Below are 22,740 nucleotides of genomic sequence, written 5' to 3'. Positions count from 1 at the left end.
TCGGAACGAAGAACCGGTATTCTTGGGGGAGAACGGTAGACCGATGACGGACAAAATCTTCTTCACAGCGATCAGCGGGTCCTTGGTTTTAAGCGTATAGCGGTTTCTAATGCGAGATCCCGAACTGGAGCACTTAGGGATGACAAAGTGAGTGGATTTAGGGGCAGGCTCTATGGGATAACGAAATTGAGGGCTATATCGAGAAGCTCTCGTCTGGTCTCCTTTGCTCCCGGTTAACTCTACTCGACCGCTCCAGCCTTCCTTACTGCGGGTGGACAGTAGAGTGGATCGAGCCCTTCAGGCAACGGGATGTATATTCTCAAAGTCGTTGTGAATTTACCGTCCGGAGCCGGAAGCCAGTTCGACTCCTTCGATTCTCCGGGGGATTTATGCTGGAGATAGATGACCAAAGATCCATCGTCTCCGTAGACCAGTTCGGATCTGTCACCTATAGAGTATCTGTCAAGAGGATTTTCAACCATGAACTGGTCTGCATCATACATTGTGATTGACCAGAAACCCCTTTCATCAACTGGGGGCAACTGATCTTGGCTGAAGGTTATCATGTAGTTGTACTTGGAAGCATCTAGCGGCTCTCCATCGCTATCGAAGAAACTACTCGGATAATAAGCCTCTTCGAGATCATTTCCATACAATCCCATGTGCGCAGCAGTGGCCCTAATGAAATAATTGCCCTGCATCCTTTCTCTGTTTCCGAAGATTCTTCCCGGCAGAGACCAGCCGTTTGTGATGCTTCCAATCGCTGTACCGGGATGGTATATTTCCTGGCGAGCTTGAGCTATTGCAGATTCGATCGCTTCATTTACAGGCTCTGTGAGATCCGCTGGATTGAAGACGAAATCGGGTCCGACTCCTATCTCTGAGTATCTCTCGATAAGAGCCTCTTCAGATGGGTGGATCTTCAACTGGCCCAGAAGGAAATTGAAGTATCCGATGAAACCAACGGAATCGGCAACTGTCTGATCGAAGAGTGGGAAGTCCTCTGCTTCAAGTGGCGACGGTTCAGGTTCTCCGCAGTAAGTGCTGAGAGGCTGCAATGAATACTTCTGCTGCATTTGGAGAATCGTCTGGAGATCTCCCGGCCGCTCGCTATTAACTGCCGCCCTCACAACACAATAGACATAATTGCCTTCACTGTAGAAGGCATTATCTATACCTGAGGGGATTTCACCGTCCCAGTAGGGGCCGGCAACCATAACTGTCACGGCTCCGGTACCAGTGGTTCGCGAGCCTGCATAAGCAAAGTTGTGAGTGTACATGTCTACCAGCTGCAAGGAGAAATATCTGTCGGAAACTGCCGGAAGACTTATTACAATTGGCTCGGCCCTCAAGTCGAGCCAGGCAGTAGAATAGATCGTATCGTTGTTAGGACGGACAACTGTTCTGCTTTGAGGTCCAAATATCGTCTTGACATGATTGAACGTGTTGAAGACTCCCGAATCAACTGCCTCGCCATACATCGTTCTGTAATTCTCGAGCATCGGATAAGCGAAGATGTATGCATCTTTGGCCACCAAACTTGCTTCATAAGGGTCCGTAGTGAGATCATGCTGACTGGAGTACACGGTCGAAAGAAACGTTATAAACAGCACACACAGTATTAGTAGTTTCTTTGAAGCCATAAGAAAACCTCCTCTTAGTTGTGAGAAAACACATAATCGGCAGACGCCATTAAGTCCATCTTGCTCCTCAATCTATGCTTTCCCGAAAAGTAAAGAGATTGCCAAAATCGGTTTTGCCACCACTGAGCAGATCAAAACTTCGAGATTTTAGTCGGCTCAAAATTATGTTTTCTCTGTCAGGCTCCTAACTGTGTTGTGGGCTCAGCTCTGGCCAATAAATCTACTCCTCACGACTAAAATATACCCTCCTATTACTCTCGGTCTTCACCAAAGTAGTGTAGTCTGAATCATTCCAAGAATCATCGGCTTAGAATTTCAGCAAATGCGCTTCTTCTAATCTCTTCGTTTTCCAAAACGTTCAGAACAAACCTGTCAGCTATCTGCTGAAAAGCGAGATCTCGAGATTCAACTTGTCGAGGAGCTCGCGTCAAACAAACTCCTTGCGTAATGAAGACAGCAAAACATCCTACTTGCAAGATCGAAATCGACTAGCTCCACACGTCAAGAGCCAGACTGTGCGATTATCATGGCCTTTCAATTGCTCCTCAAGAGATCGGCTACCTCCATTGCCAGCAAAACAATCTCCCTGAGGCTGTCATCTAGATTGGCAGTCACGGCCACTGCAAGATCTCTATCGGGAAGATAGAGAAAGTATGAGTTGAAGCCGGATATTCCGCCCGTCTTTCCGGGTACGAATCTGTCAAAAAAGTAGAGCATATCAAGCCCGAGTCCGTAGGTCATGCTCTTATCATTGGGCCACAACTCACCATTTCTGAGTACCGTCTGAGATATCATTTCATCTATACTCTGTTTTGAAAGCAAGAGGTCCGGGGTAAAGACTCTGGTGAGTTTTACAAGATCCTCAGATGTCGATATCATCGCTCCACTGGCGAAGGGCGAGACAAGACTTTCATACTCTGCATTTTCCAGTACGCCTTCAGAAAGCCGATAGCCACTTGCCCTGCCATACACCAGAGTCTTCCTGCTCCCGAGCATGCTGTTGCCCATTCCGAGAGGCCCGAGTATGTTATCTGCTATGTATTCGTCATACGGGATGCCGGTAAGCTCTTCGATAATCAGACCCAGGAGGATGAAGTTGATGTTGCTGTATTGAGCAGAGGTTCCCGGTGCGAAATCCAGTTCAAACTCACTGGTAATCTCTATCAACTCTTGAGGGCTCCAGTCACGGCGCATATTGTTACTGAATTCCTCAATGTCCGTCAGCTCATGAATTCCGGAGCTGTGCTGCAGTAGATCTCTCACAGTTATCTCACCTGCTCTCGGGAAGTCGCGGAAGAAAGGCTCAATTGTATCATCGAGATCTATGAGACCCCGCTCCCTCAACTGGAGGATACCTACTGCCGTTATTGTCTTACTAATCGAACCTATCTCGAAAATCGAATCCTTCGTAACAGGAATTTGGTGCTCAAGATTGGCGTAACCGTAGTCGAAAACAGTGATAACGTCTCCGACTCTTACTGAAAGCGAAAGCCCCGGGATGGATTTACTCTCGGCAGTCTCTGCAACCAGTGCTTCAATGCTCTCGAGAAGTGCATCATCGATCGTCGTTCCCAGAAGAAAACTGCCTAAGAATAAAAGCAGTAAAAGACTGATACCTTTCACATCCCTCACCTCCAAGGCGAATCAGTAGAAAACTAAAAGGCTTGTTTAACTTATTTATGTGAATGATTATACTCCGGTCCGGCCATCAAGCAGCTACACTGAAACACCTCGTGCATCGTCTTGCACACAGTCAAATCTGTATTAAATCTCTGCAATCTTTTCCAGAAACTCATTTCTCCATTCACTAGCCTCTTAAAGCGTCCCTTCAATCGACAAAGGAGATTTCCGAACCTGGCCGATGTAATGACAATGATCGCAACGTTCTTTTCGTCTGAAGGGAGTTGAATGCCGCTAATATGCTGGTTCTCGTGCGAATTTGCGTTTCGATCCTGATGATCCTGATCTTGAATCCTCCCTTGAGCGAGCTCATCATTACCCATGAGTAGGGAGTCAAATTCCACTAATATGCTGGTTTATGCACGAACTTGCATTTTGCTCCTGATGATCCTGATCTTAAGTCCTCCCTCGAGGGAGGAGGGCCACGTAGTGGCGGAGGGTGTAGGTCTTAGTATGCGAAAAAAACCGATGCTCTGAAATAGACCGATGTGAGTGATTGCTCGATGTTAGTTTTTGGTCTCTGGCAGGAGCATACATATGGATTACAGATTAATAACGTGAAGTAGTGAATATATCGTTCAATTGCGAACAGGCCAATCTATTATAAACGTTGTTCAAAGAGCACACACCCCACCGCAAGCGGTCCCCCCCGCTCAAGCGGGGATTTAAGATCAAGAGCCAGGAAGAGCCGGGTCTGGGATCTGGAAAGAGCAGAAGTGATGCTGGGAAGAACATCCCAGGAAGTGATGCCCGGAGTAGCATCCGGGGAAGTGAGGCTCGCTGCGCGAGGAAGTGATGCTGCTTCGCAGGAGGCAAAAAAGACGTAAGAAGCCAAGAGTGAAGAGAGAAAAGCGGATCTAGTTCTGACGCTACGCGTCCAGGTTCTTTTAAGAACGCTAGAGAAAAAGAGAGAGGGGAGACTGAAGAGACGCGAGATTTCAGGCCGATTATGGAACTAAGGAATAAGATGATTGAGCTTCAGAAAAAATAATGTGGGTAATGACAAACCGCTCGAGCGGGGATTTAGATCAAGAGCCAGGAAGAGCCGGGTCTGGGGTCTGGAAAGAGCAGAAGTGATGCTGGGAAGAACATCCCAGGAAGTGATGCCCGGAGTAGCATCCGGGGAAGTGAGGCTCGCTGCGCGAGGAAGTGATGCTGCTTCGCAGGAGGCAACAAAACGCAAGAAGCCAAAGTGAAGAGAGAAAAGCGGCTCTAGTTCTGACGCTACGCGTCCAGGTTCTTTTAAGAACCCTAGAGAAAAAGAGAGGGGAGACTGAAGAGACGCGAGATTTCAGGCCGATTATGGAACTAAGGAACAAGATGATTGAGCTTCAGAAAAAATAATGTGGGTAATGACAAGGAGGGAGGACCATGTACTGGCGAGCGTATTGGCCTTTGAAAACCGGATAAGTCGTTTCCTTACAGGTGAAGAGACAAATCTGCTTACGCTGTTTTACCTCAGGCGTTTATCCTGTCTGCAAGTTCTAACTGCAGATTCTCGACATTCTTCAAAGGGCAGATGATTCATGATTTGCAGCTGTAAGTGATTTTCAATCAATGAATCTTTGCGAATTTCAAGAACTCCCTCCCATCATTGTCGTAGTCCCTGAACACAAAAGCCTCAACGTCTTGATCCCTGTCCCTTAGGAACTCAACGCCAAAATAGCAGCTCAGATAAGGTGGTGCATAGGTGAAGAAAAGATCCTTGACGGCGGGCCGGTATTCGAAATTCATAGCATCGTGGTGCGCATTCGTGTTGGAAAATAGCAGGCCTCTTTCGGTTGCATAGAGATCGTAACCTGTGTCAATATCACGACAATAGTATCTTCCACAGTACTCTTGGAGATCACATTTTGAAAGTCTCTTCTCGAATGGTCTGAACCAAACTGCACCGCTGTGATTTGTTAATAGAAGCCCTTTCTCTCCATTCTCCCGGAAGATTTCCCCTTCAAACTCACGATCCATCTCTTCGAATCGGAGTCCTCTCAGGGGCAATAATACATGTACCCTTTCACCGTTCATATCTAGCTTGAGGAAGCCCTCCTCAACGAAAAGCCTGCAGATTTGAGCGCTCTTTCTATCGGCAAACCACTTGTCGCCTTCCTTCATCTCTTCAAGCCAATCTTCAGAAAGTTCTTCAGGTTTTGTGCCTTCGTCTTTGCTGTCAAGACACGCCGAATCTTCTCCAAGAACCCAGTCGGCAATTGCTTCGTAGATCTCGATGCCGAGTTTCACCAGCATCCTGTGAAGGAAGTCGTTACGATTCGCCAGAACAACAACAGAAAGGGATTCGGAAGGTATCCTGTAAATGGCAGCGTTAAATCCTAGGCTTCCTCCCTCGTGCATGACAACCGTCTTACCCTTTCTCTTGGTCAAGAATAGACCGTAACCGTAGTCGCACCGATTGCCGTTGTTCAGTTTCGCCGGAGAAATGATCTTCTCCGACAACTTCTCCGGATCTTCGCCAATCATCTTCTTGTGGAAGGCCCTTTCCCAAATGAGAAGATCATCAATTGTGCTCCATAATTGACCTGCTCCTGTGCACTCCATTAGATCGAGAGCTTTTGAGAGCCTCCCCGGTTCGCATGAAGGCAATCTGAAAGACTTGGAATGCAGATATTCGTATTCGCAGTAGCCATCAACTACATTCTTTATAAGTCTAGTATTGTCTTCTCTGAAAAAAGTGTTCGTCATTCCTAATGGGGAGAAGATCTCTCTTGCTGCGAATTCATTCAATGTCGATCCTGTCACTTTTTCGACCAGCCTACCGAGAAGAATGTAACCTGAATTGCCGTATGCCCACCTTTTGCCAGGCTCGAACTCAAGCCATCGAAGGTTTCTTAGAAGGTTATACGCTTCTGTCGAAGTCAGATAGTCACTCTCTCTTAAGCCTAAGATGTACTGCGAAACCTTGTATAGATCCGGGAGGCCGTTTGTCATGTGTATCAGATCGAGGATTCTTATCTCTGCTGCATGACTTCCAAGATCAGGGAAGAAGTCGGTTATTCTTCTAGACACATCGAGCGACTTCTCTTCAAGCAGAGCGATGCACATTGCCGTGAACTGCTTGCTCACAGAACCAATGTGAAAGATACTGCAAGTCTTAACGGGGATTTTCTGTTCTTCATTTGCTAGCCCAAAAGTCTCTTTTAGGATTACTTCTCCTTCTTTGAAGACACCCACGGCAACTCCAGTGCTTCCAAGGTCTTCGAACAAACAACTGATATTTTTTCCAGTCATAAGTTATCCCTCCAATCTCGAGAGTTGCGCTCTAACTTGAGCCTTCTATCATTTGAGATATTATACTTCAAGTAACTGAATTCCCAATCCATTTGGTCGGGATGCGGAATTCAAGGGAGTTCTTTACTATAGAGATATGTTTCTTTCACGTCGTAGATCTTTTGCAGAGATGGCAGCTTGAAGCACTTCTCCAGTTTAAGTGTCGGTCGTGGCGGTGGGCTATTTGCTTCGATTGGAGAGGATCTTCTCTAATTTCGAAGGCGAATATTGAAGCCGTGACGATCGGTGCGGAAAGCTCCTCAAAGATGCATGATTGGACAGGTTATTTCAATACGGTTTTCATGAAGCAGATAAGGCCTGATGAGCTTAGAGGAAGCCCCGCCCCTATTCTGCATTCCAAATTCAATTCCTGGGGAAACATTGTGCCCACAGAATCTTTCCTTCGATTCGCATGTCACCGGAACCTTGAATCGTTTCGGGTTCCAAACCGGGGGAGTTTGACTTTTCCTGAAGGCGATGAGCAAGATCTCCAAAATCCGATACCCTTTCGCAGATTGAGCATTTGCTGCACTTTGTATGTTTCACAGTACAGGTTCTCGTCTGAGTATAATCCAGTCAGTTCATGTTCCTAAGTACTTTGAGGATGGCCTAGTATCACACTAAAGTTGGTTAGTTCTAATCGTGCTTCTGAAAAGTACCGAGATTCTCGAAGTGAAAATTCGGCCGAATTCTTCTAAAGACGTTTCCTTCACTCTGTAAACTTCGCTGAGCCTTTTCGACCTGTTCTAAGGACAAATCGTTTTTCTAAGAAGCTCACTTTCATTCGAGACATTCACGCTTTCCTCAGGAAGTGAGCGATACTGTTTCCTGGATCGCTTCCTTCTCTACTGTCGTCGATTGTCGAACACTCTCCACCCATTCTCTGTTGGACCAGAGTCCGCATCCGCCATCCTTCGACTTCCATTTCATGTGATTTTCCTTGAGCACCTTCAGGAACTCCGATTCCAGCGCTTCTCTCAAGCTCGTCTCCTTCAAGTTGTGAACCGAGAACGGAGCAAATGGACAGGGCTCCACAAATCCTTCGGGACTGAGGTGTATGAACCCTCTCCCTGCAGCGAGACATCCCCCATAAGTCGCTTCCCTGCCAGGCAGAGAAACGAATAGACTTGCGCTATTCTTCCTCAGAGCGTCTATCCTGTCTGCGAGTTCAAGCTTCTGTTCTTGATTAAGCACTAGATTCATAGTGCCCGGAGTGAGCGGAACAAATTCTATGTAGAATACTAGTTTCGCTCCAAGTTTCACAACGTTATTTACGAATCTTCTCTCCGTTATCTTAATGTGATTTTGAGAAGTCGCCGTAATAGAGACTCCAAAGAAAGACCCGCTCTCTTTAAGGCTGGCAATGACTTCAAGAGCATTCCTGTATATGCCGGCCCCTCTTCTAGTGTCTGTGTCTCCTTCATTTCCCTCTATGCTGACAATCGGGACGATATTTCTGTGTTCTTTGAGCCATTCGACCGTGTTATCGTCGATCATAGTGCCGTTTGTGAAAACAGGAAAGAGAATCTGCGGAAACTCTGCGGCAGTTTGGAGAATATCTTTCCTCATGAAGGGTTCGCCTCCTGCCATGAGAACAATGGATATTCCAAGCTCTACAGACTGCTCAAGGATGCTCCTGAAGTGTGAGGCAGTGATCTCTCTGTCAGTTCTGAGTTTCTTGGCGTTCGAATAACATCCCACACAATTGAGGTTGCACTTGCTGGTAATGCTGGCTATCATGACCGGAGGAACGTGCAGCCCTTCGGCTTCAAAACGATCTCTTACAGCGGCAGCCTCACGCTGATTCTTTGCTGTCTTGGCCATGAAGGCGATCTGTGCAGGGTTCTTGACGGCAATTTTGATAGCTGTTCCAAAGAAATTTCTTAGCGAATCGTTGAAGAGAATGTTCCAATTGCTCATTTCTTACCTCCCAATCTTTCCTTGCTCGAAATAGTCTTTTCTTCAAGTTCTCTAAAAGGTTCTAGAACGTGATCGATGTTTCTTTTCAGCATTTGAATAGCTTCTTCCTTCGAAACCTCGTATAATCCCTGAAAGTACATGAACAGTATCCCGAACATTTCAGGTGTTAGTATCTGTTCTATAATCAATGAGCTACCCTTTTTCAAACCCAAGGACTCATCAAATTGTCGCAATGATTCCAACCTCTTCATACCCATTTCGCAGAATTTAGGCATCAGTTCGGGATTGCTGAAGAACTTCGCTCTCGAACTCCCCGGAGCCAGGAAGATAGTTCTGAAGAGAAGAGGATTGTCGAGAAAGTACTCCGCGAAAATCAAGTAGGCAGCCTCGACACAGTCTGTTACTCTGTCACACTTCTCTATCTCTACTTCCGTCATGTCTCCGATCTCGGCCATGAATTCATCCACACTCATCACCAGTAATTTGTCCAGACTCTCGAAGTAATCATAAAGGCTGGAAGCGGAATAACCAGCTCGCTCGGCTATCGACTTTGCAGTCAGCTTAGACTCGTCCCCTTCTTTCATCAGTTCCTGCGCGGCCTTTATGAAGAATTGTCTTCTTCTTTCGTGGCGCATGGTCTTTCTATCAGAATTCTCCACAGTCAGTCTCCTCATCTCAATCATTTCGAGTCTCGTTCCTAAATCCGACTCGTGTTCGAAATTATGATTATAATTTACTATATAAAACTATAGTCGTCAAGTGGGAAGCGCAACTTTTTTTACGGCTATTACGAGATTCTTTTTCTCATTCAGTTCAGAATATTAAGACTCCCGCTTTGCATGTGGAAGAAGTCGAATACTGAAGAAAATTACTTGCTTGGGGTGGGGGTTGCACTTTTTTCAGAGTTTCTCTCTAAAGTCGCGAATTTCGATGCATGTCCATCTCTTCAGGGAAAGTGAGCTTTCGCGACTGGATCTTCATTAAGACCTTGTTCTCTCTATTTATTCGTTTTCATATAAAAAGGCCGATCCTATGATCGGCCCATTGACAAACGGAAGAGTTAAAGCTCGTCAGAGATCATATCTTATTAAATGAACTCAAGATTTATCTTTGCACTGTTTTCTATTACTTTTCGCCTCCGTATGTTTCCTCGGGAATTATAATCCCCAGGAGCGTGTCGTTGAACTGGGCGTACGGTCCATCATATTTAGGTGGAGCCATTTGATCGAGCGGATAAATATACGGCTGAGGGTACCAGGCATATTCGGAAACCAGTGCCTTGCGCACAAGGATCTCGCTCTTTGAGACATTTATAACGAGCAGATCCGTAGCGATCGCGACGGCTCCTTCGTACAAGAGCCGGATGTCTTCAATCGCAGGTCCCACAGTATCTTCATTGGCCTGGAAATGAGTGGCGATTCCCAGCCTGGGATTCGTCTGGCTGAGTATATAGCCGAAGGCCTTCTGCGAAGTGTGTGAGTTCCTTTGAACGGATAGCGCGAATGCCACGGCTCTTTCCCAGCCGGGATCGCCCGGTTTCAGACCGGAATTCTTGCTCGCCCAGACTTCTGGGGGCACGACCATCTCATGGATCAGGACATCGACTCCCTTCGCCTGTTGAATCATGTAGTAATTGGGTATCGTGTCGCCCGAGAAGACCATCGAAAGGCCGTTCCATTCTAGTTTGTAACTGATGCTTCCATTTCTGTCATGTACGGCTGGAAAATGAGTGATTCTTACGCCGTTCTCTTCGTACGCCACTCCACCAACCGTCATATACGGCAGTTCCTTCGCTATGATATCGTACCCGTCTCTACCGTCTTTGAGTCCGGTACTCAAGAAGCTGAATGCCTCGACATGCCATTTCATGAGCTCCATAAGGTTTTGCGCAAACGCGAGTGTTCCCTCTTCGGGACTGTCTCCTGAGGGTCCGTAGAGATAGAGCGGAGTCTTTCTATCTTGAGAGGGGCCGAAGCAGTAGAGCGTAATCAGATCACCAACATGATCTCCATGCAGGTGAGTGAGAAAGACCTTGTCCATTCTGGACGGAGGAATGCCAACAGCCACATAGTTCGAGGAGACGCCCGATCCGAAATCGAACACGAAACTATCCCCATTCCCCAGCTCAACAAAGATACTGTTGCATTGCTGGGCCAGTCTAGGTACGACCGAAGTTCCCATGAACGTGATTCTCATCTGATCGGCGGCCAGTTGCTCACCGGGAAGGAATGGCTCGAACGTGCTGACAATCTCACCTGGAAAACCACTGTAGGTTGCGTATCCAAATACGAAGGAGGAAATCACTAAAACACACAAGATCAAGGATCTTGAAAGACTTTTTCCAATCGGTCCCAACATCGCTTCACCATCCTTTTAAAAGTTCAGCTACCTTTTGTCCTGGATTCCAGAATCAGATCGTTTTTTCGAAGCCGTAGCTACTACAGTTTGGGATGCATTTTTAGCTGTGCAATCAGACCTAGTAAAATATATAACAGTCGTATGCTCAACTACTCAATTTGTTGCCTGCACAGTATCGATCACCATTCATGACTATGGAGAGTATAATAATCTTTTACCCTCTCCTCTAGCGACTCCTGTTTTGAATGGTTAATAAAACTCATGTTAGGTTCAAGACAGACCAAAGAAAAGAAAGAGCCACATTCGAGCTCTGTAATGGAAAGAAAGTCTCGTCTTCAATTTCAAAATAGCATTTCACTGTTATTTGAAACTCATTCGTCATAGTCAATCTCACTAGGAAATACGGCTCCCAGAATTGTATAATTCTGTCACTAGTCTTGTGTTGAGATCGGTCTTCAATGGAGTGATTCTAATGTCCGTGGATTCTTTTGATTCAGCTTCCACTAAAGAGCCTTCAAACGTTATTCTTCTTGAGATCGGTAGAAATGGCTTGATAGAATGGATGAACGAAGAGGCCAAGAGTCTCTTTGGAGCAGTTCGTGGCGAATCCTTCTTTTCTCTTGAAAACAAGCTCACCGATTGCTTGAAGACAGAAATCATTGACAGGGTGTTCACTGAAGGAGCTCTTTTCAGCACCACATGCAGTGAGTCACAGCAGATAAGTGTGACACCGGTTCACACAAATGATGGAGGTGTTGAAAGGGTTGTCTTGTCAATCGCTGAGTGTGAAATTGCGAAAGTCAAGCTGCAATCACTTCAACTGAAGAGAGAGCTCCATCTGATCAACAAGATATCAAAGTTTATGTGGGAGAAAGATCGCTCAGTTTCTTCGCTAATGATTTTTCTTGCGAATGAGCTCCCCAATGCAATGAGCTATCCCGATCTCGCATCCGTTAAGATCATCTGCGATGGGAAGGAATACTTATCGCCCAATTTCCGTGAGACTTCACTCTCTTCGACATATCCTATTCAATCAGAGAAGGCGGACTTCGGTTTCATTACAGAATACTACGACGAGAGTTCTGAAATGGATCCGAGTGAATTGTTCAACGAAAACGAGAAATCGCTTTTCTCAACGGTTGCCGAGAGAGCAGGAGAGATCGTGGAGAGAATCAAAACTTCAAGGACCTTTTTTGAAGTTCTTGAAAGCATAGGAGACGGAGTTGTCTCGACAGATATGGAAGGAAGAATAGTCTTCATAAATAACGTTGCAGCAAAGATGATAGGTAAAGAAGAATCTGAAGCGGTTGGCGAGCAGATAAACAAGGTTCTCAAGCTTTATGACTCTGAAACTGGTCGGCGAATACTTCTCGACACAAAGAAGATGATTACTGCAGAAGGGTCAATATCCTTTCATCCTAATGCTGCGATCGTCTCACCTGCCGGAACTATGCGGCTGCTGGCCGATTCAGCGGAGTTCGTTCAGGATGATGATGGAGAAGTAATCGGTATCGTCCATTCCTTCAAAGACGTTACTGAAGAAAGGGGCTTTCTGAAAAGACTTGCTGACAACGAGTCAAGATTCAGATTGCTGTTCGATAATATGGGAATGGGAGTAATGATCTGCTCCGTAGAAGGTCATGCCGAAAAGTTCATCCTTAGAGATGTAAACAAGGCAGCTGAAAGGCTTGAAGGAGTGCGAAGAGAGAAGCTTATCGGAAGAGATATAGTGGAAGCATTTCACGGTTCAGAACGCTTTGGTTTAGTCGAAGTATTTAGAAAGGTATATTCCTCAGGAGAGCCGGCCCACATTCCTGCAACCCATTACTCTGACAAGACAGGGAGCGGATGGAAAGAAGTTAGCGTTTTCAAGCTACCCTCCGGTGAGATTGTAAGCCTCTATCAAGACGTCACGCAGAGGTGGAGATATCAGACGGAGCTCGAGATGCAGTCTCATATTCTTAATGAGGTCGGAAAGGCAATTGTAGCTACCGATTCAAACAGAGAAATTACCTTCTGGAACAAGGCTGCAGAGGAATTATATGGCTGGAAGTCGGAGGAAGTAATTGGCAAAAAAGCAAGCGAGGTCCTGATGCCAGAAGGAAATGAAAAAAAAGTAAACGAAATCTTCAGCTCGCTTCTTGAGAAAGGGATCTGGAAAGGAGTCTTTTCTCAAAAGAAGAGAAATGGAGAGATCTTCATCGCGGAGATGACTGATCTCGTGGTTCCAGTCGAAGATGGAAAATCAAGAATCTTTGTCAATGTATCTTCTGACATCACGGAGCAAAAAAGAACTGAAGAGACCCTTAAGAATACGTTGAGATCAACAGTAGAGGTTCTTTCGGTGATCACGGAGTCTAGAAGTCCATTTTCCGTCGGCCATCAGAAGAATGTTTCTAGGCTGGCTTCTGAGATCGCCAGAAAACTTGGTCTTGGCGAAGAGAGGCTGGGGTTTGTAACTCTGGCGGGACTAATGCTGGATGTCGGTATGATTGCAGTTCCAAGCGAAATTCTGTCGAAGACCGGGCTTCTAAATGACATAGAACGGCGACTTATAGAGCAACATGTTGTCAAAGGAAAGGAGATACTTGAGAAGGCGGATTTCTTCCGGCCTATCATAGATCAGATTTATCAACATCATGAGAGACTCGATGGTTCGGGGTATCCCCGCGGTCTGAAAGGTGATGAGATAATTTTGGAGGCAAGAATACTCGCAGTCGCAGACGTCTTTGAATCCATGGTTTCTCATAGACCTCAACGTCCCGCCCTTGGAATCGAAAAAGCTCTCTTAGAACTGAAAAGCAACGCAGGAACTCTTTTTTGACCCCAATGTGGTAAAAACCTGTGTATTACTTATCGAATCAGGATTCACTTTCGACTCGAATTGATTGACCGTATTTCTTTCAAGATTTTCACTCAGAAAACTTCCTGCATCCACATTGACAAACATAACCATACTCAAAAAACAGATTCCTGCAGCGAACCGGTGCCGGGCTTACCCAGTTGCCGCCTTATTTCGCCAGAGCAACTCGTCTATTTCCCATAATGTTCATTCTTCTACACACCTCAAAACTCAATTTTCTCTGAAGACCTGCAATCGCTCTCTGACATCTACCGGCAACATAAGGAGCTGTAGTAAATGGAGGTCCCCGGAGTTTTCACACACAAACTCTCGTTTAGCAGCTCCTCAAGCTTATTGCGAGATTTTCGACATCTCCAATCCTCGCTTTCGGGATTCCTCTCTCTCGACGAGATCTTCCTGCATAAGTTCGTTGCCTGTAAACCGGACCGCCTCTCTATACCTTCATCTGACCTTTCAGGTGGTTCGAGTCATGCAATCAGAAGCCCTAGACTATTCGCAGATTCTTGTTATATAAGTTCTTCTAGAAGCTAGAGCCCCGAACAGAGACAATCCCTGAAAAGAAAGTCTTCACGGAATACAATTCCATTCTATACCCCGTTCATGTGGTTTTTTCCTCAATCATTTCGATGAACAGTCCGGCAATCTTCGGGTCGAATTGCTTTCCGGCTCCCTCTCTGACTGCTCTAATGGCCGTTTCTCTTCTTTCTTCGATTGAACCGTCTCCTCTATTGAGAACACGTTCATAGGCTTCTGCTACCGATATGATTCTAGATATCAGCGGGATCTGTTCTCCTGCAAGCCCTCTCGGATAGCCTTTTCCGTCCCATCTTTCGTGGTGACTGTAGGCGTATTCGGCGAGATCCAGCGTATCGTCAAAGAGATTCAAGATGCGGTATCCAACAACGGAATGCTGCCTTACCTTTTCCCTCTCTTCCTCCGTCAAGGCTTTCGAAGAAACCTTGGACAGGATGCTTTCATCGAGTACAATTTTCCCGATGTCATGCAGGTAGCCCGCTCTCTCCAGCACGCTGATTTCAGGTAGCGAGAGGTTTAGGGCAGATCCAATTTGGCTGCACAGTTCGCTAACAGCAACTGAATGCTGCTTCTCTCTCGGATGCTTTGAGTGCAAAGTATCAATGATTGAGTTTATTATTTCCCTGTTTGAAGATTTACGGTTCATGGTCTTATCCCTGTACATAGAGTTTTCCGCGTTTGCCATTACCACTTCCAGCGGTTGATCGATACTTGTTTTCGTATCGAGACCAAGTGAGACACTGCACTTCATCGCTGCGACACGCGTATTTGAAAACCCAATCTTGATTCGCGAGAGTATCTTCTCTGCCTCTTCCTTGTCCGTTTTCGGAAGAAGAATAATAAACTCATCGCCTCCGGCTCTGACAATCACGTCACTCTCCCTGCAAGACTGATTCAGCACCTCTGCAGATTTCTTCAGCAGCTCATCCCCGGCTGCGTGACCAAATACATCATTCGTCATCTTCAGGCCGTTGATATCCGCGAAGATTACCGACATCGGAAGATTTTCCGGTATATCGATCTCCTTGCGGTTGTTCTCGAAACAACTCCTGTTGTGAAGACCGGTAAGTGAGTCATGGCAGCTCAAGTACCTGATCTCTTCCTCTCTCTTTTTTCGTTCTGTAATATCCATGAAGGTTATAACCCCGCCGACTACCTTCCCGTTTCTTATCTGGGGATAAGAATGGTACTCTACATCGAAAGAGGTCCCGTCAGATCTCCAGAAGACCTCGTCATCCGCTTCAAAGCCTCTTCCTTGTTTGATCGATCTGAGAATCTTGCAGTCATCAGCAGGAAACACCGTTCCATCGCGTCGGCTATGGTGAAGCTTCAGGTGCATGTTCTTTCCCAGCAATTCCTCAATGCTTTCGTATCCAAGAATTCTAGCCGCACTAGTATTGCAGAAAGTGCAGTTCCCATTCATGTCTATTCCGTAAATCCCTTCTGCCGTAGAATCTAACAGCAGTTGGAGTTGATTCTTGTTCTCTTCAAGTTCCGCATTCGTCTTGTGCAGTTTCTCCGTTCTATCTCTGACGCTATCTTCCAGGTTATTGATGAGAAACTGCATTTTATCGGCAACTTTATTCAATCCCGTCGATATCGTTCCGATTTCATCGTTCCTAACCACGTCGACTCTCTTTGACAGATCCCCCGAGGATAATGCAGCGGAGACCTCAAGAAGATTGTCTACAGGCTTCATCAGCTTGCCAGCGGCAATATTGAATACAATTACTGATATTATCAGTGCGAGAGCAACCAGCAATACAGTCATGTGAATACTTTCCACAACACTGGTCATATAGAGTGCTTCAGGAATTGCCGACATCAAGATCCAGTCAACACCCGGCATGTGGATTTCTCTAATACCTACAAAGAGCTTTCCGCTCTCACCCCTGTATGTGAAATGTGGATCTTGAGTTAGAGAGTAATCATTATATGCCTTCTTAATGTATGAGTTCTCGATTTCACCAATTTCATGTCGTTTGAACGTACCATCGGAAAGGATGGAGAAGTTGTCGAGCTCCATAGAGTTGGCGATCAGTAAGCCTGTGTCCCTTTCAAAAATGATAGCGTAACCATTATAGCCTCTCACAATGTCCTTGAGAAAACCTCCGACACCCGAAAGCAGCATGTGTGTTCCCAGGACGCCCCGCAGATTACCCTCTCTATCATAGACAGGCCAAGCGGCAGAAATGGTCAAGTCATCCATCACAAAGTGTTTGTAGATTGGCGAAAAGACTGGGCCCGCTTCGGCTTCCGCAGTTTTATACCATGCGCGTGTTCGGGGATCGAATTTCCCCGCTACAACTACTCGTTCGCCGGCCGTCAAGTCCTCATTCACGGAGTAGTACCATGAGTAGCCTCCTGTAGAGGCGTCGTTTCTCATTATCTCTATTACTCCATCTTCATTTCTGCGCGCCCCGTAGTACTCGCCACTGGCTGTACCGAAACTGAAACTGTATATCTCCGCTTCATGCGAGCTCAAAACACCGACGAAGTATTTTTCTCTAATTTCCTCGTTGGACAGATCGAGTATATTGTTCTCGATAATACTGTGGTTTGCTTCGTTAATGTGAGTAGGCTCATGCATGAAGTCGACTATGTGATTGAACACGCTTTCGCTAATTGTCTCTACAATGCTTTCAGATGTGCGTTCGGCTGAAGATAACCATCTCGCGAAAATCATACTTCCGATTCCGCCAACAGATATTGTAATGGCCAACATGAACATAATCGTGATGACCCATTTGATCGAAATAACTCTTCTACTCCCCTTCATAATCCTTACCTTCCCTCTTAGCGATAGTCTTCAGCGCAAAGACAAAGTTTACAGAAGCTGACTGGCTTTCAAAACCCCGATTGCCGCCTCCTCATCCAGAGGTTTGCCGATCAGATATCCCTGTATTCTGTCACATCCCCAACTATGCAAATACTGCCTCTGCTTTTCATGCTCCACCCCTTCTGCTATAACACAGTGGCCAAGTTTATGGGCCATTGAAATGATATCACTAGTGATCGTGTCCTTCGCGTCTAAACACATCAGTTTGTCAATGAAGGACTTGTCGATCTTCAGGCAGTTCACATTCAGCTCCCTTTCTCTCGCAAGAGAGGAGTACCCTGTCCCAAAATCATCGATAGCAATCTGAATTCCCGAATCCTTAAGGCCTCCGATGATTCGGTTTATTTCCTCGTAGTTCGAGGCAAATACCGACTCCGTAATCTCTAGCCCGATATTCTCCGGATTGACCTGTGTCCGATCTATCATCTTGAAGAGATTCTCGGAAAAATCGCTCCTCAGCAGCTGAATTGCAGAGACATTGATCGAGACAAGTACTCCGCCGAATCCATTGTCCTTCAACCTTCTTAGAAAACGCAGGGCCCTGATAATGGCTCTGCGACCGATCGGGACGATCAACTTTGTCTTTTCAGCTATGGGGATGAATTCCAAAGCCGGCACAAGACCAAACTTTTCAATCTTCAATCTGGACAGAGCTTCAAAACCACAGATCCGATTTGATTCTAGATCCAGGATCGGCTGATACTGTAAAAACAGTTCGCCGTAGTTTTCATCCGCGCCAATTTTAGCGAGCTCACGCTTTATCTCTTCTTCGCGAATCATTTCCATTTCGATTTCTGCGTCATAGAAACAAATTCCAACATCTCTGTCGTATATGTTCAGAGCTTTTTCTGAGGCAATCAGAAGTCTCTTCATTAGCTGATCTACATCGCGGTCACTGTCTTTATCAATTTGAACAACGCCTATCCCACCGCCAATTCTCTCAGCAACGAGTAGTGACTCGAGCATATTCGCAATGTCTCTGCAGAATTCAGTCAGTTCTTCTCTGTCTTTGTAGTCTTTCAAGTAGAAAACAAATAGATTTTCATATGTATAGAACAGCATGCGTCGGTCTGTACAATACTGGCCGAGCATATCTGCTACTTCCCTCATCAACTCCTGAGTGTAATGAAATCCATAGGTTGCGGTAAGTGACTGAACAGTGTTCAGATTTATACTGACAAATGCCCTGTTCTCAAGCCTTCGATGTTTTCCATCCCTCTCTAGAAGAGTCTCAAGATAATTCAAGTTATGCAGACCCGTCCACCTGTCGTGCTCGCTATTATACTTAAGCCTGTCTTCGATTCTCTTCCGATATGTTATGTCAATGATTATCCCTTCAAGAGCCTCAACCTCTCCTCCCTCGCCAAAAACTCCTTCTCCCATCTCCAGAACCCATTTTCTCTCACCCTCTGCCGTAATGGTCTGATATTCATAATTTAGAGGAACTTTCTTAGCGAGAGTCTTCTCCCATTCTATCCAGAGGGATTCACGGTATTCCGGAGCAACCAAATCGCAAAAGGCAAGCTCTTTGTTGTTTATTAGGCTTTCAGGCGAATAGCCGGTAAGTGTGGAGCAGCCGGCAGAAACAAACTCCATAGTCCACTGCCGATCGTATTTGCACCTGTAAGCAAGACCGGGAAGATGGGAGAGAAGAACGGACTTGCTGCGCTCGCTCTCGAGTAGGTCGGCCTCCATCTCTTTTCGTCTCGTGATTTCCTGAGCCAGACATATATGGTTGTACCTGTCATCATTCGAAATTATGAGCGGAGCCACGGTCATTTGAACCCAAACGATAGAGCCGTCGGGCCTAACATATCGCTTCTCCATTGAATAACTACTGAGCTCACCACGCTGCAACTTCTTGAAGTTAATCAAGTCCTTATCGAGATCATCGGGATATGTGATCTTCACCCAGCCAAGCTCCATCAATTCATCCTTAGTTCTTCCTGTTATTTTCTCGAACATAGGATTGAACCTCGCAACGGTACTCTCCCTGCCACTAGACGGTTCAGAGCCGTGTGAAATAGCTATCCCAATGGGCGCCTGCTGGAAAATCGTATCGAAAGTCAGGCCCTGTTCATACAGCTTCTGCTCGAGCATTTGCTGGATTCGAAGCAGTTCAACGTGAATTTCAATTCTGGCTTTCAAGGAATCCATATTTACGGGCTTTCTTATGTAGTCCACTGCACCAAGTCTCAGACCTTCTATCTCATTATCCAGCTCATCGTAGTTCGTCAAAATTATCGTGCGGAGTCCCTTGTATCGATCATTTGACTTCAAAGCTTTTAGAACCTCGAACCCATCCATCTTAGGCATATTCAGATCCAGTATCACAATGTCAATATCGCCATGTTCATCGATTTGTTGCATGGCCTCTATTCCGTCACATGCCGTAAGGATATCGTATTCGCGCAACATTCTCTCGATTATGAAACGATCTGATGCCGAATCGTCCACAACCAAAATCTTTGCAGACATCATTCTTCCTCCTTAAGTTTGGGAGACTCATGCCTTTTCATTTCTGGGCATGAAACCGATCGATTTCCTCGATCAGTCTTCTCAGCAAGCCAGAAAATCTATCTTTCAGCGGCTGTATTTTGTCTTCCTTTTCTTCATTTAAAGCCTTCTGCAATTCCATCGACACTGTGTGCAATTCCTTTGCTCCAATACTGCCTGAGCTTCCCTTAACCTTGTGGACGATCTGCGCGGCATCGGAATATCTCTTTTCATTTATTGCAAGTGAAAGCTTTTCTACGGTTTCCCGGTTCTCTTCCAAGTATGCCTTCAATATCTGCCGATAGACTTCTATATCGCCACCAATGTTCTTCAGTCCGGCCGAATGATCGAGAACGGTCGACTCTTGTATTCTCTCTTCCTCATTTTCCAGTATTATTTCTTTGATGGTTTGAATGAAATGGTCGGGGTCAAAGGGCTTGCTTATGTAATGATGAATCCCACTTTCTTCGCATTTCTCTTTGACACCGAGAATAACATCCGCGGTCATCGCCACAATCGGGACACTGGTTGACATCTTCCTGATCTCCTTCGCCGCCTCGTAACCATTCAATATAGGCATGTGCAGATCCATCAAGATCAAGTCGATCTTTTCCTTATGCTGCGAGTAAAGTTCAATGGCAGTCTTACCGTCGCCGGCCAGAATCGATTCAATTCCCACTTGCTGGAGAATAGACTTGGCAATCAATTGATTGGTCTTGTTATCTTCCACCAGGAGAACCTGATGTGGTCGTTCCAGCTTTGCCTGGCTCACTCTCTCTTTTACTGAAGGATGGGTGGCAGACACGGCCTTCAGCTTGAAAATGTCGAGAATTCCATTCAACAGGATTGAAGGAATGATCGGCTTGCCGATTCCCATATCGATTCCATAGTCGTTAAGTTTATCGAACAAGTCCTCTCTCATCATTGGCAGGAGCATGATAAGCTTTGGAGTCTTCGGTATCCTTTTGTTATTTCGAATCGAAACTGCAAATTCGAAGCCCCCTTCAGACGGTGTATCGTAATCCAGAATGAACAGGTCGAAGGATTTGGCAAACTTCCCATCGGCAGCTTCCAACATGCTCACTGCACTTTCCTGCGAGGTCGTGAGTTCACAATGCATTCCAAAGGCGCCGAGATAGCTCTCGATCAAGTTCATACTTGCCCCCGTCTTCTCAAGTACGAGAGTCCTGATATTCTTGAAGTGAGTCGCCGAGAAGGTTTTCGCATATAGTTCCTCCCTCTCTTTATCAACGTCCAGTGACAGATGAATGATAAACGTGGAACCTTCTCCCGGGGTGCTAAAAACCTCGATTTTTCCTCCCATCATTTCCACAAGATTCTTGACGATCGACAGTCCCAGTCCCGAACCCCCAAATCGACGGTTGATGGTGCTGTCTCCTTGTATGAAAGGCATAAACAAGTTCTTTATCTGCTCTTCGGTCATCCCGATACCGGTATCTCTGACGGAGAATGACAGATGATACTTCTCATTTTCCTTAGCAACTAGCCTGACGTCAAGCGAGACTTCACCGGCACTTGTGAATTTCGCTGCATTGTTAAGGATATTGAGGAGAATCTGTTCTATTCGCTTCTGGTCACCGAAAAACCAGTTGGGAATAAGGGGATCCTTCGAAAGCCTGAAACCGATTCCCTGTTCTTCGATCTTGTAAGACACGATATTCACGACATCCTGGATGATCTGATCCATGCTGAAAGAAGTGATCTCCAGCTCGACCTTGCCGGCTTCGATTTTAGAGAAGTCAAGAATATCGTTAATTATACTCAACATGTTGTTCGAGGCCTGAGTAATCCGATCCACATACATACTCTGAGTCAAAGAAATCTCTGTCTTCTTCAGAAGGTATGCCATTCCCGTAATTGCATTGAGCGGCGTCCGAATTTCGTGAGACATCCGCGCCATGAAGCTGGACTTGAATTCATTTGCATCTTCTGCTTCTCGTTTTGCCCTCTCCAGATCTATCTGAATGAGCTCCCTTTTTCTGACTTCCTTTTTCAGACGAAAAATCCAGTAGATCGAAACAGCCATTGCAACGCCAACGAAGGCGCCAAAGATAGAAATAATCCGGATTATACGGCCATAGTCAACCTCTGACTCCAAATCGATCCATTTGCTGTTGATGGCAATTCTCTCTTCCTGTGTGATCGAATCCAACGCCTTGTTGATAATACTTATTAAGTGGGGCCAGTCTTTGCGAACTGCAAAATGCAGGGCCAGCTGCTTCTCCGCTTCGAATGCAGTGAATCGCAAGTTTGTCAGCCCGTTTTCGCGTATTAGATGATTCGTAGTAGCGAGGTTTCCGACGAAAGCCCTCTCCGTTCCGTTTGCCACTGCCGTGATTGCGGCCTCAACTGAGTCGTACAGACTCAGGTTTATCCTCGGATAGTATATTAAGTAACTGTGATGAGAACTGTTTCTTTGCACAGCCACTGTTAATCCTTCCAGGTCTTCGATTCCGGAGATACCCTTGTCGGTGTCTCTGGTTACGATTACCCTCTTGAAGTAATAATAAGGTTCGGAGAAAAGGAAGTGTCTCTCTCTCGTCGGTTCTCGATATTGCAGGCAAAGCGTCGACCTCGCCCGACAGAGCCAGATCATATGCTTCTGGCCAGCTCAACCCCGGAGTAATCTCAAATCTGAGACCTGTTCTATCGCTGACAAGCGACAAAAGGTCCGCGGTAATACCCTTGTATCTTCCGTCTTTGTCAATGAACTCAAACGGCACAAAGGCGGGATCTACTCCGAGCCTTATGACAGGATGCTCATTCACGAAAATGATCTCATCTTCAGTCAAAGTTATCTTTCCATCCACCGCAAAACAGGGACTTGACAAAAACATTATTGTGCTTACGGCTACGAATAACAGGACTAGAAGCTTTTTCATAGAGACGCTCCTCCACGCACAAAACGAACCGACTTACAGCCTAGACCAATGCAAAGGCTATTCTTGTCGGTCACGCATAAAATCGAAATACAACTAGCTTTCGTCTGTCCTTTCAGGTAAATCTCACCCCATTCAGCTGGAGAATTTCACGACACCTTTCCCAGTTCCACGACTCTTCACTCCAAAAGCCTGGAAAGAACACAGAGCATCGCGGAATTTCGCCCT

The 22,740-nt window shown here is 45.9% G+C and carries 11 protein-coding genes and 1 pseudogene; 2 read left to right on the top strand and 10 right to left on the bottom strand.

Annotated elements, in window-relative coordinates:
* Positions 1-239: 239 nt before the first annotated feature.
* Entirely contained in the window at positions 240-1,643 is a 1,404-nt protein-coding gene (locus THEBA_RS11335) for a DUF1254 domain-containing protein (RefSeq protein WP_014731664.1), read from the bottom strand.
* A 534-nt stretch (positions 1,644-2,177) separates the two neighbouring features.
* Positions 2,178-3,266, bottom strand: a complete 1,089-nt coding sequence (locus tag THEBA_RS11330; protein ID WP_014731663.1) for a serine hydrolase domain-containing protein — start codon at positions 3,264-3,266, stop codon at positions 2,178-2,180.
* A 1,028-nt stretch (positions 3,267-4,294) separates the two neighbouring features.
* Between THEBA_RS11330 and THEBA_RS14130 the strand changes: the two genes are divergently transcribed.
* On the top strand, positions 4,295-4,519 hold the full coding sequence (locus tag THEBA_RS14130; RefSeq protein ID WP_014731662.1) for a hypothetical protein: 225 nt from the start codon (positions 4,295-4,297) through the stop codon (positions 4,517-4,519).
* A 358-nt stretch (positions 4,520-4,877) separates the two neighbouring features.
* Here the strand turns inward: THEBA_RS14130 and THEBA_RS11315 are convergent, their stop codons facing one another.
* From THEBA_RS11315 to gntH, 4 genes are all read right to left on the bottom strand, one after another.
* Entirely contained in the window at positions 4,878-6,563 is a 1,686-nt protein-coding gene (locus THEBA_RS11315; RefSeq protein ID WP_014731660.1) for a serine hydrolase domain-containing protein, read from the bottom strand.
* 843 nt (positions 6,564-7,406) lie between these two features.
* A complete protein-coding gene (locus THEBA_RS11305; protein WP_014731659.1) occupies positions 7,407-8,522 on the bottom strand; it encodes a radical SAM protein in 1,116 nt (371 codons plus the stop codon).
* Positions 8,519-9,181 carry a TetR/AcrR family transcriptional regulator gene (locus tag THEBA_RS11300; protein WP_014731658.1) on the bottom strand — a complete coding sequence of 221 codons (663 nt, stop codon included), beginning with the start codon at positions 9,179-9,181 and terminating at the stop codon, positions 8,519-8,521. The genes THEBA_RS11305 and THEBA_RS11300 overlap by 4 nt, the downstream gene beginning before the upstream one ends.
* A 466-nt stretch (positions 9,182-9,647) precedes the next feature.
* The gene (gene gntH, locus THEBA_RS11295; RefSeq protein WP_014731657.1) at positions 9,648-10,880 is read right to left on the bottom strand and encodes a guanitoxin biosynthesis MBL fold metallo-hydrolase GntH; all 1,233 of its coding nucleotides are present in this window, start codon (positions 10,878-10,880) and stop codon (positions 9,648-9,650) included.
* 472 nt (positions 10,881-11,352) lie between these two features.
* Here gntH and THEBA_RS11290 point away from each other — a divergent pair, with 472 nt between their 5' ends.
* A complete protein-coding gene (locus tag THEBA_RS11290; RefSeq protein ID WP_014731656.1) occupies positions 11,353-13,704 on the top strand; it encodes a PAS domain S-box protein in 2,352 nt (783 codons plus the stop codon).
* A 637-nt stretch (positions 13,705-14,341) separates the two neighbouring features.
* Here THEBA_RS11290 and THEBA_RS11285 read toward each other — a convergent pair.
* From THEBA_RS11285 to THEBA_RS14995, 4 genes and pseudogenes are all read right to left on the bottom strand, one after another.
* Positions 14,342-17,056 carry a diguanylate cyclase gene (locus tag THEBA_RS11285; protein WP_014731655.1) on the bottom strand — a complete coding sequence of 905 codons (2,715 nt, stop codon included), beginning with the start codon at positions 17,054-17,056 and terminating at the stop codon, positions 14,342-14,344.
* Positions 17,057-17,104: 48 nt separating this feature from the next.
* The gene (locus THEBA_RS11280) at positions 17,105-19,594 is read right to left on the bottom strand and encodes an EAL domain-containing protein (protein WP_014731654.1); all 2,490 of its coding nucleotides are present in this window, start codon (positions 19,592-19,594) and stop codon (positions 17,105-17,107) included.
* A 37-nt stretch (positions 19,595-19,631) separates the two neighbouring features.
* Entirely contained in the window at positions 19,632-21,320 is a 1,689-nt protein-coding gene (locus tag THEBA_RS15000) for a response regulator (protein ID WP_407656341.1), read from the bottom strand.
* A gap of 90 nt (positions 21,321-21,410) precedes the next feature.
* Positions 21,411-22,470 (bottom strand): annotated as a pseudogene (locus tag THEBA_RS14995) (transporter substrate-binding domain-containing protein); the annotation flags it as partial.
* Positions 22,471-22,740: the final 270 nt, after the last annotated feature.

This window comes from Mesotoga prima MesG1.Ag.4.2, from assembly GCF_000147715.2.
Lineage (GTDB): Bacteria > Thermotogota > Thermotogae > Petrotogales > Kosmotogaceae > Mesotoga > Mesotoga prima.
This window is presented reverse-complemented; position numbering and strand designations above follow the sequence as displayed.

Bases quoted from the DNA above. Each gene is read 5' to 3' on its own strand.
- THEBA_RS15000 (WP_407656341.1), bottom strand. From the start codon at position 21,320: ATGGATCAGATCATCCAGGATGTCGTGAATATCGTGTCTTACAAGATC.
- THEBA_RS11335 (WP_014731664.1), bottom strand. From the start codon at position 1,643: ATGGCTTCAAAGAAACTACTAATACTGTGTGTGCTGTTTATAACGTTT.
- THEBA_RS11315 (WP_014731660.1), bottom strand. From the start codon at position 6,563: ATGACTGGAAAAAATATCAGTTGTTTGTTCGAAGACCTTGGAAGCACT.
- THEBA_RS11305 (WP_014731659.1), bottom strand. From the start codon at position 8,522: ATGAGCAATTGGAACATTCTCTTCAACGATTCGCTAAGAAATTTCTTT.
- THEBA_RS11280 (WP_014731654.1), bottom strand. From the start codon at position 19,594: ATGTCTGCAAAGATTTTGGTTGTGGACGATTCGGCATCAGATCGTTTC.
- THEBA_RS11290 (WP_014731656.1), top strand. From the start codon at position 11,353: ATGTCCGTGGATTCTTTTGATTCAGCTTCCACTAAAGAGCCTTCAAAC.
- THEBA_RS11285 (WP_014731655.1), bottom strand. From the start codon at position 17,056: ATGAAGGGGAGTAGAAGAGTTATTTCGATCAAATGGGTCATCACGATT.
- gntH (WP_014731657.1), bottom strand. From the start codon at position 10,880: ATGTTGGGACCGATTGGAAAAAGTCTTTCAAGATCCTTGATCTTGTGT.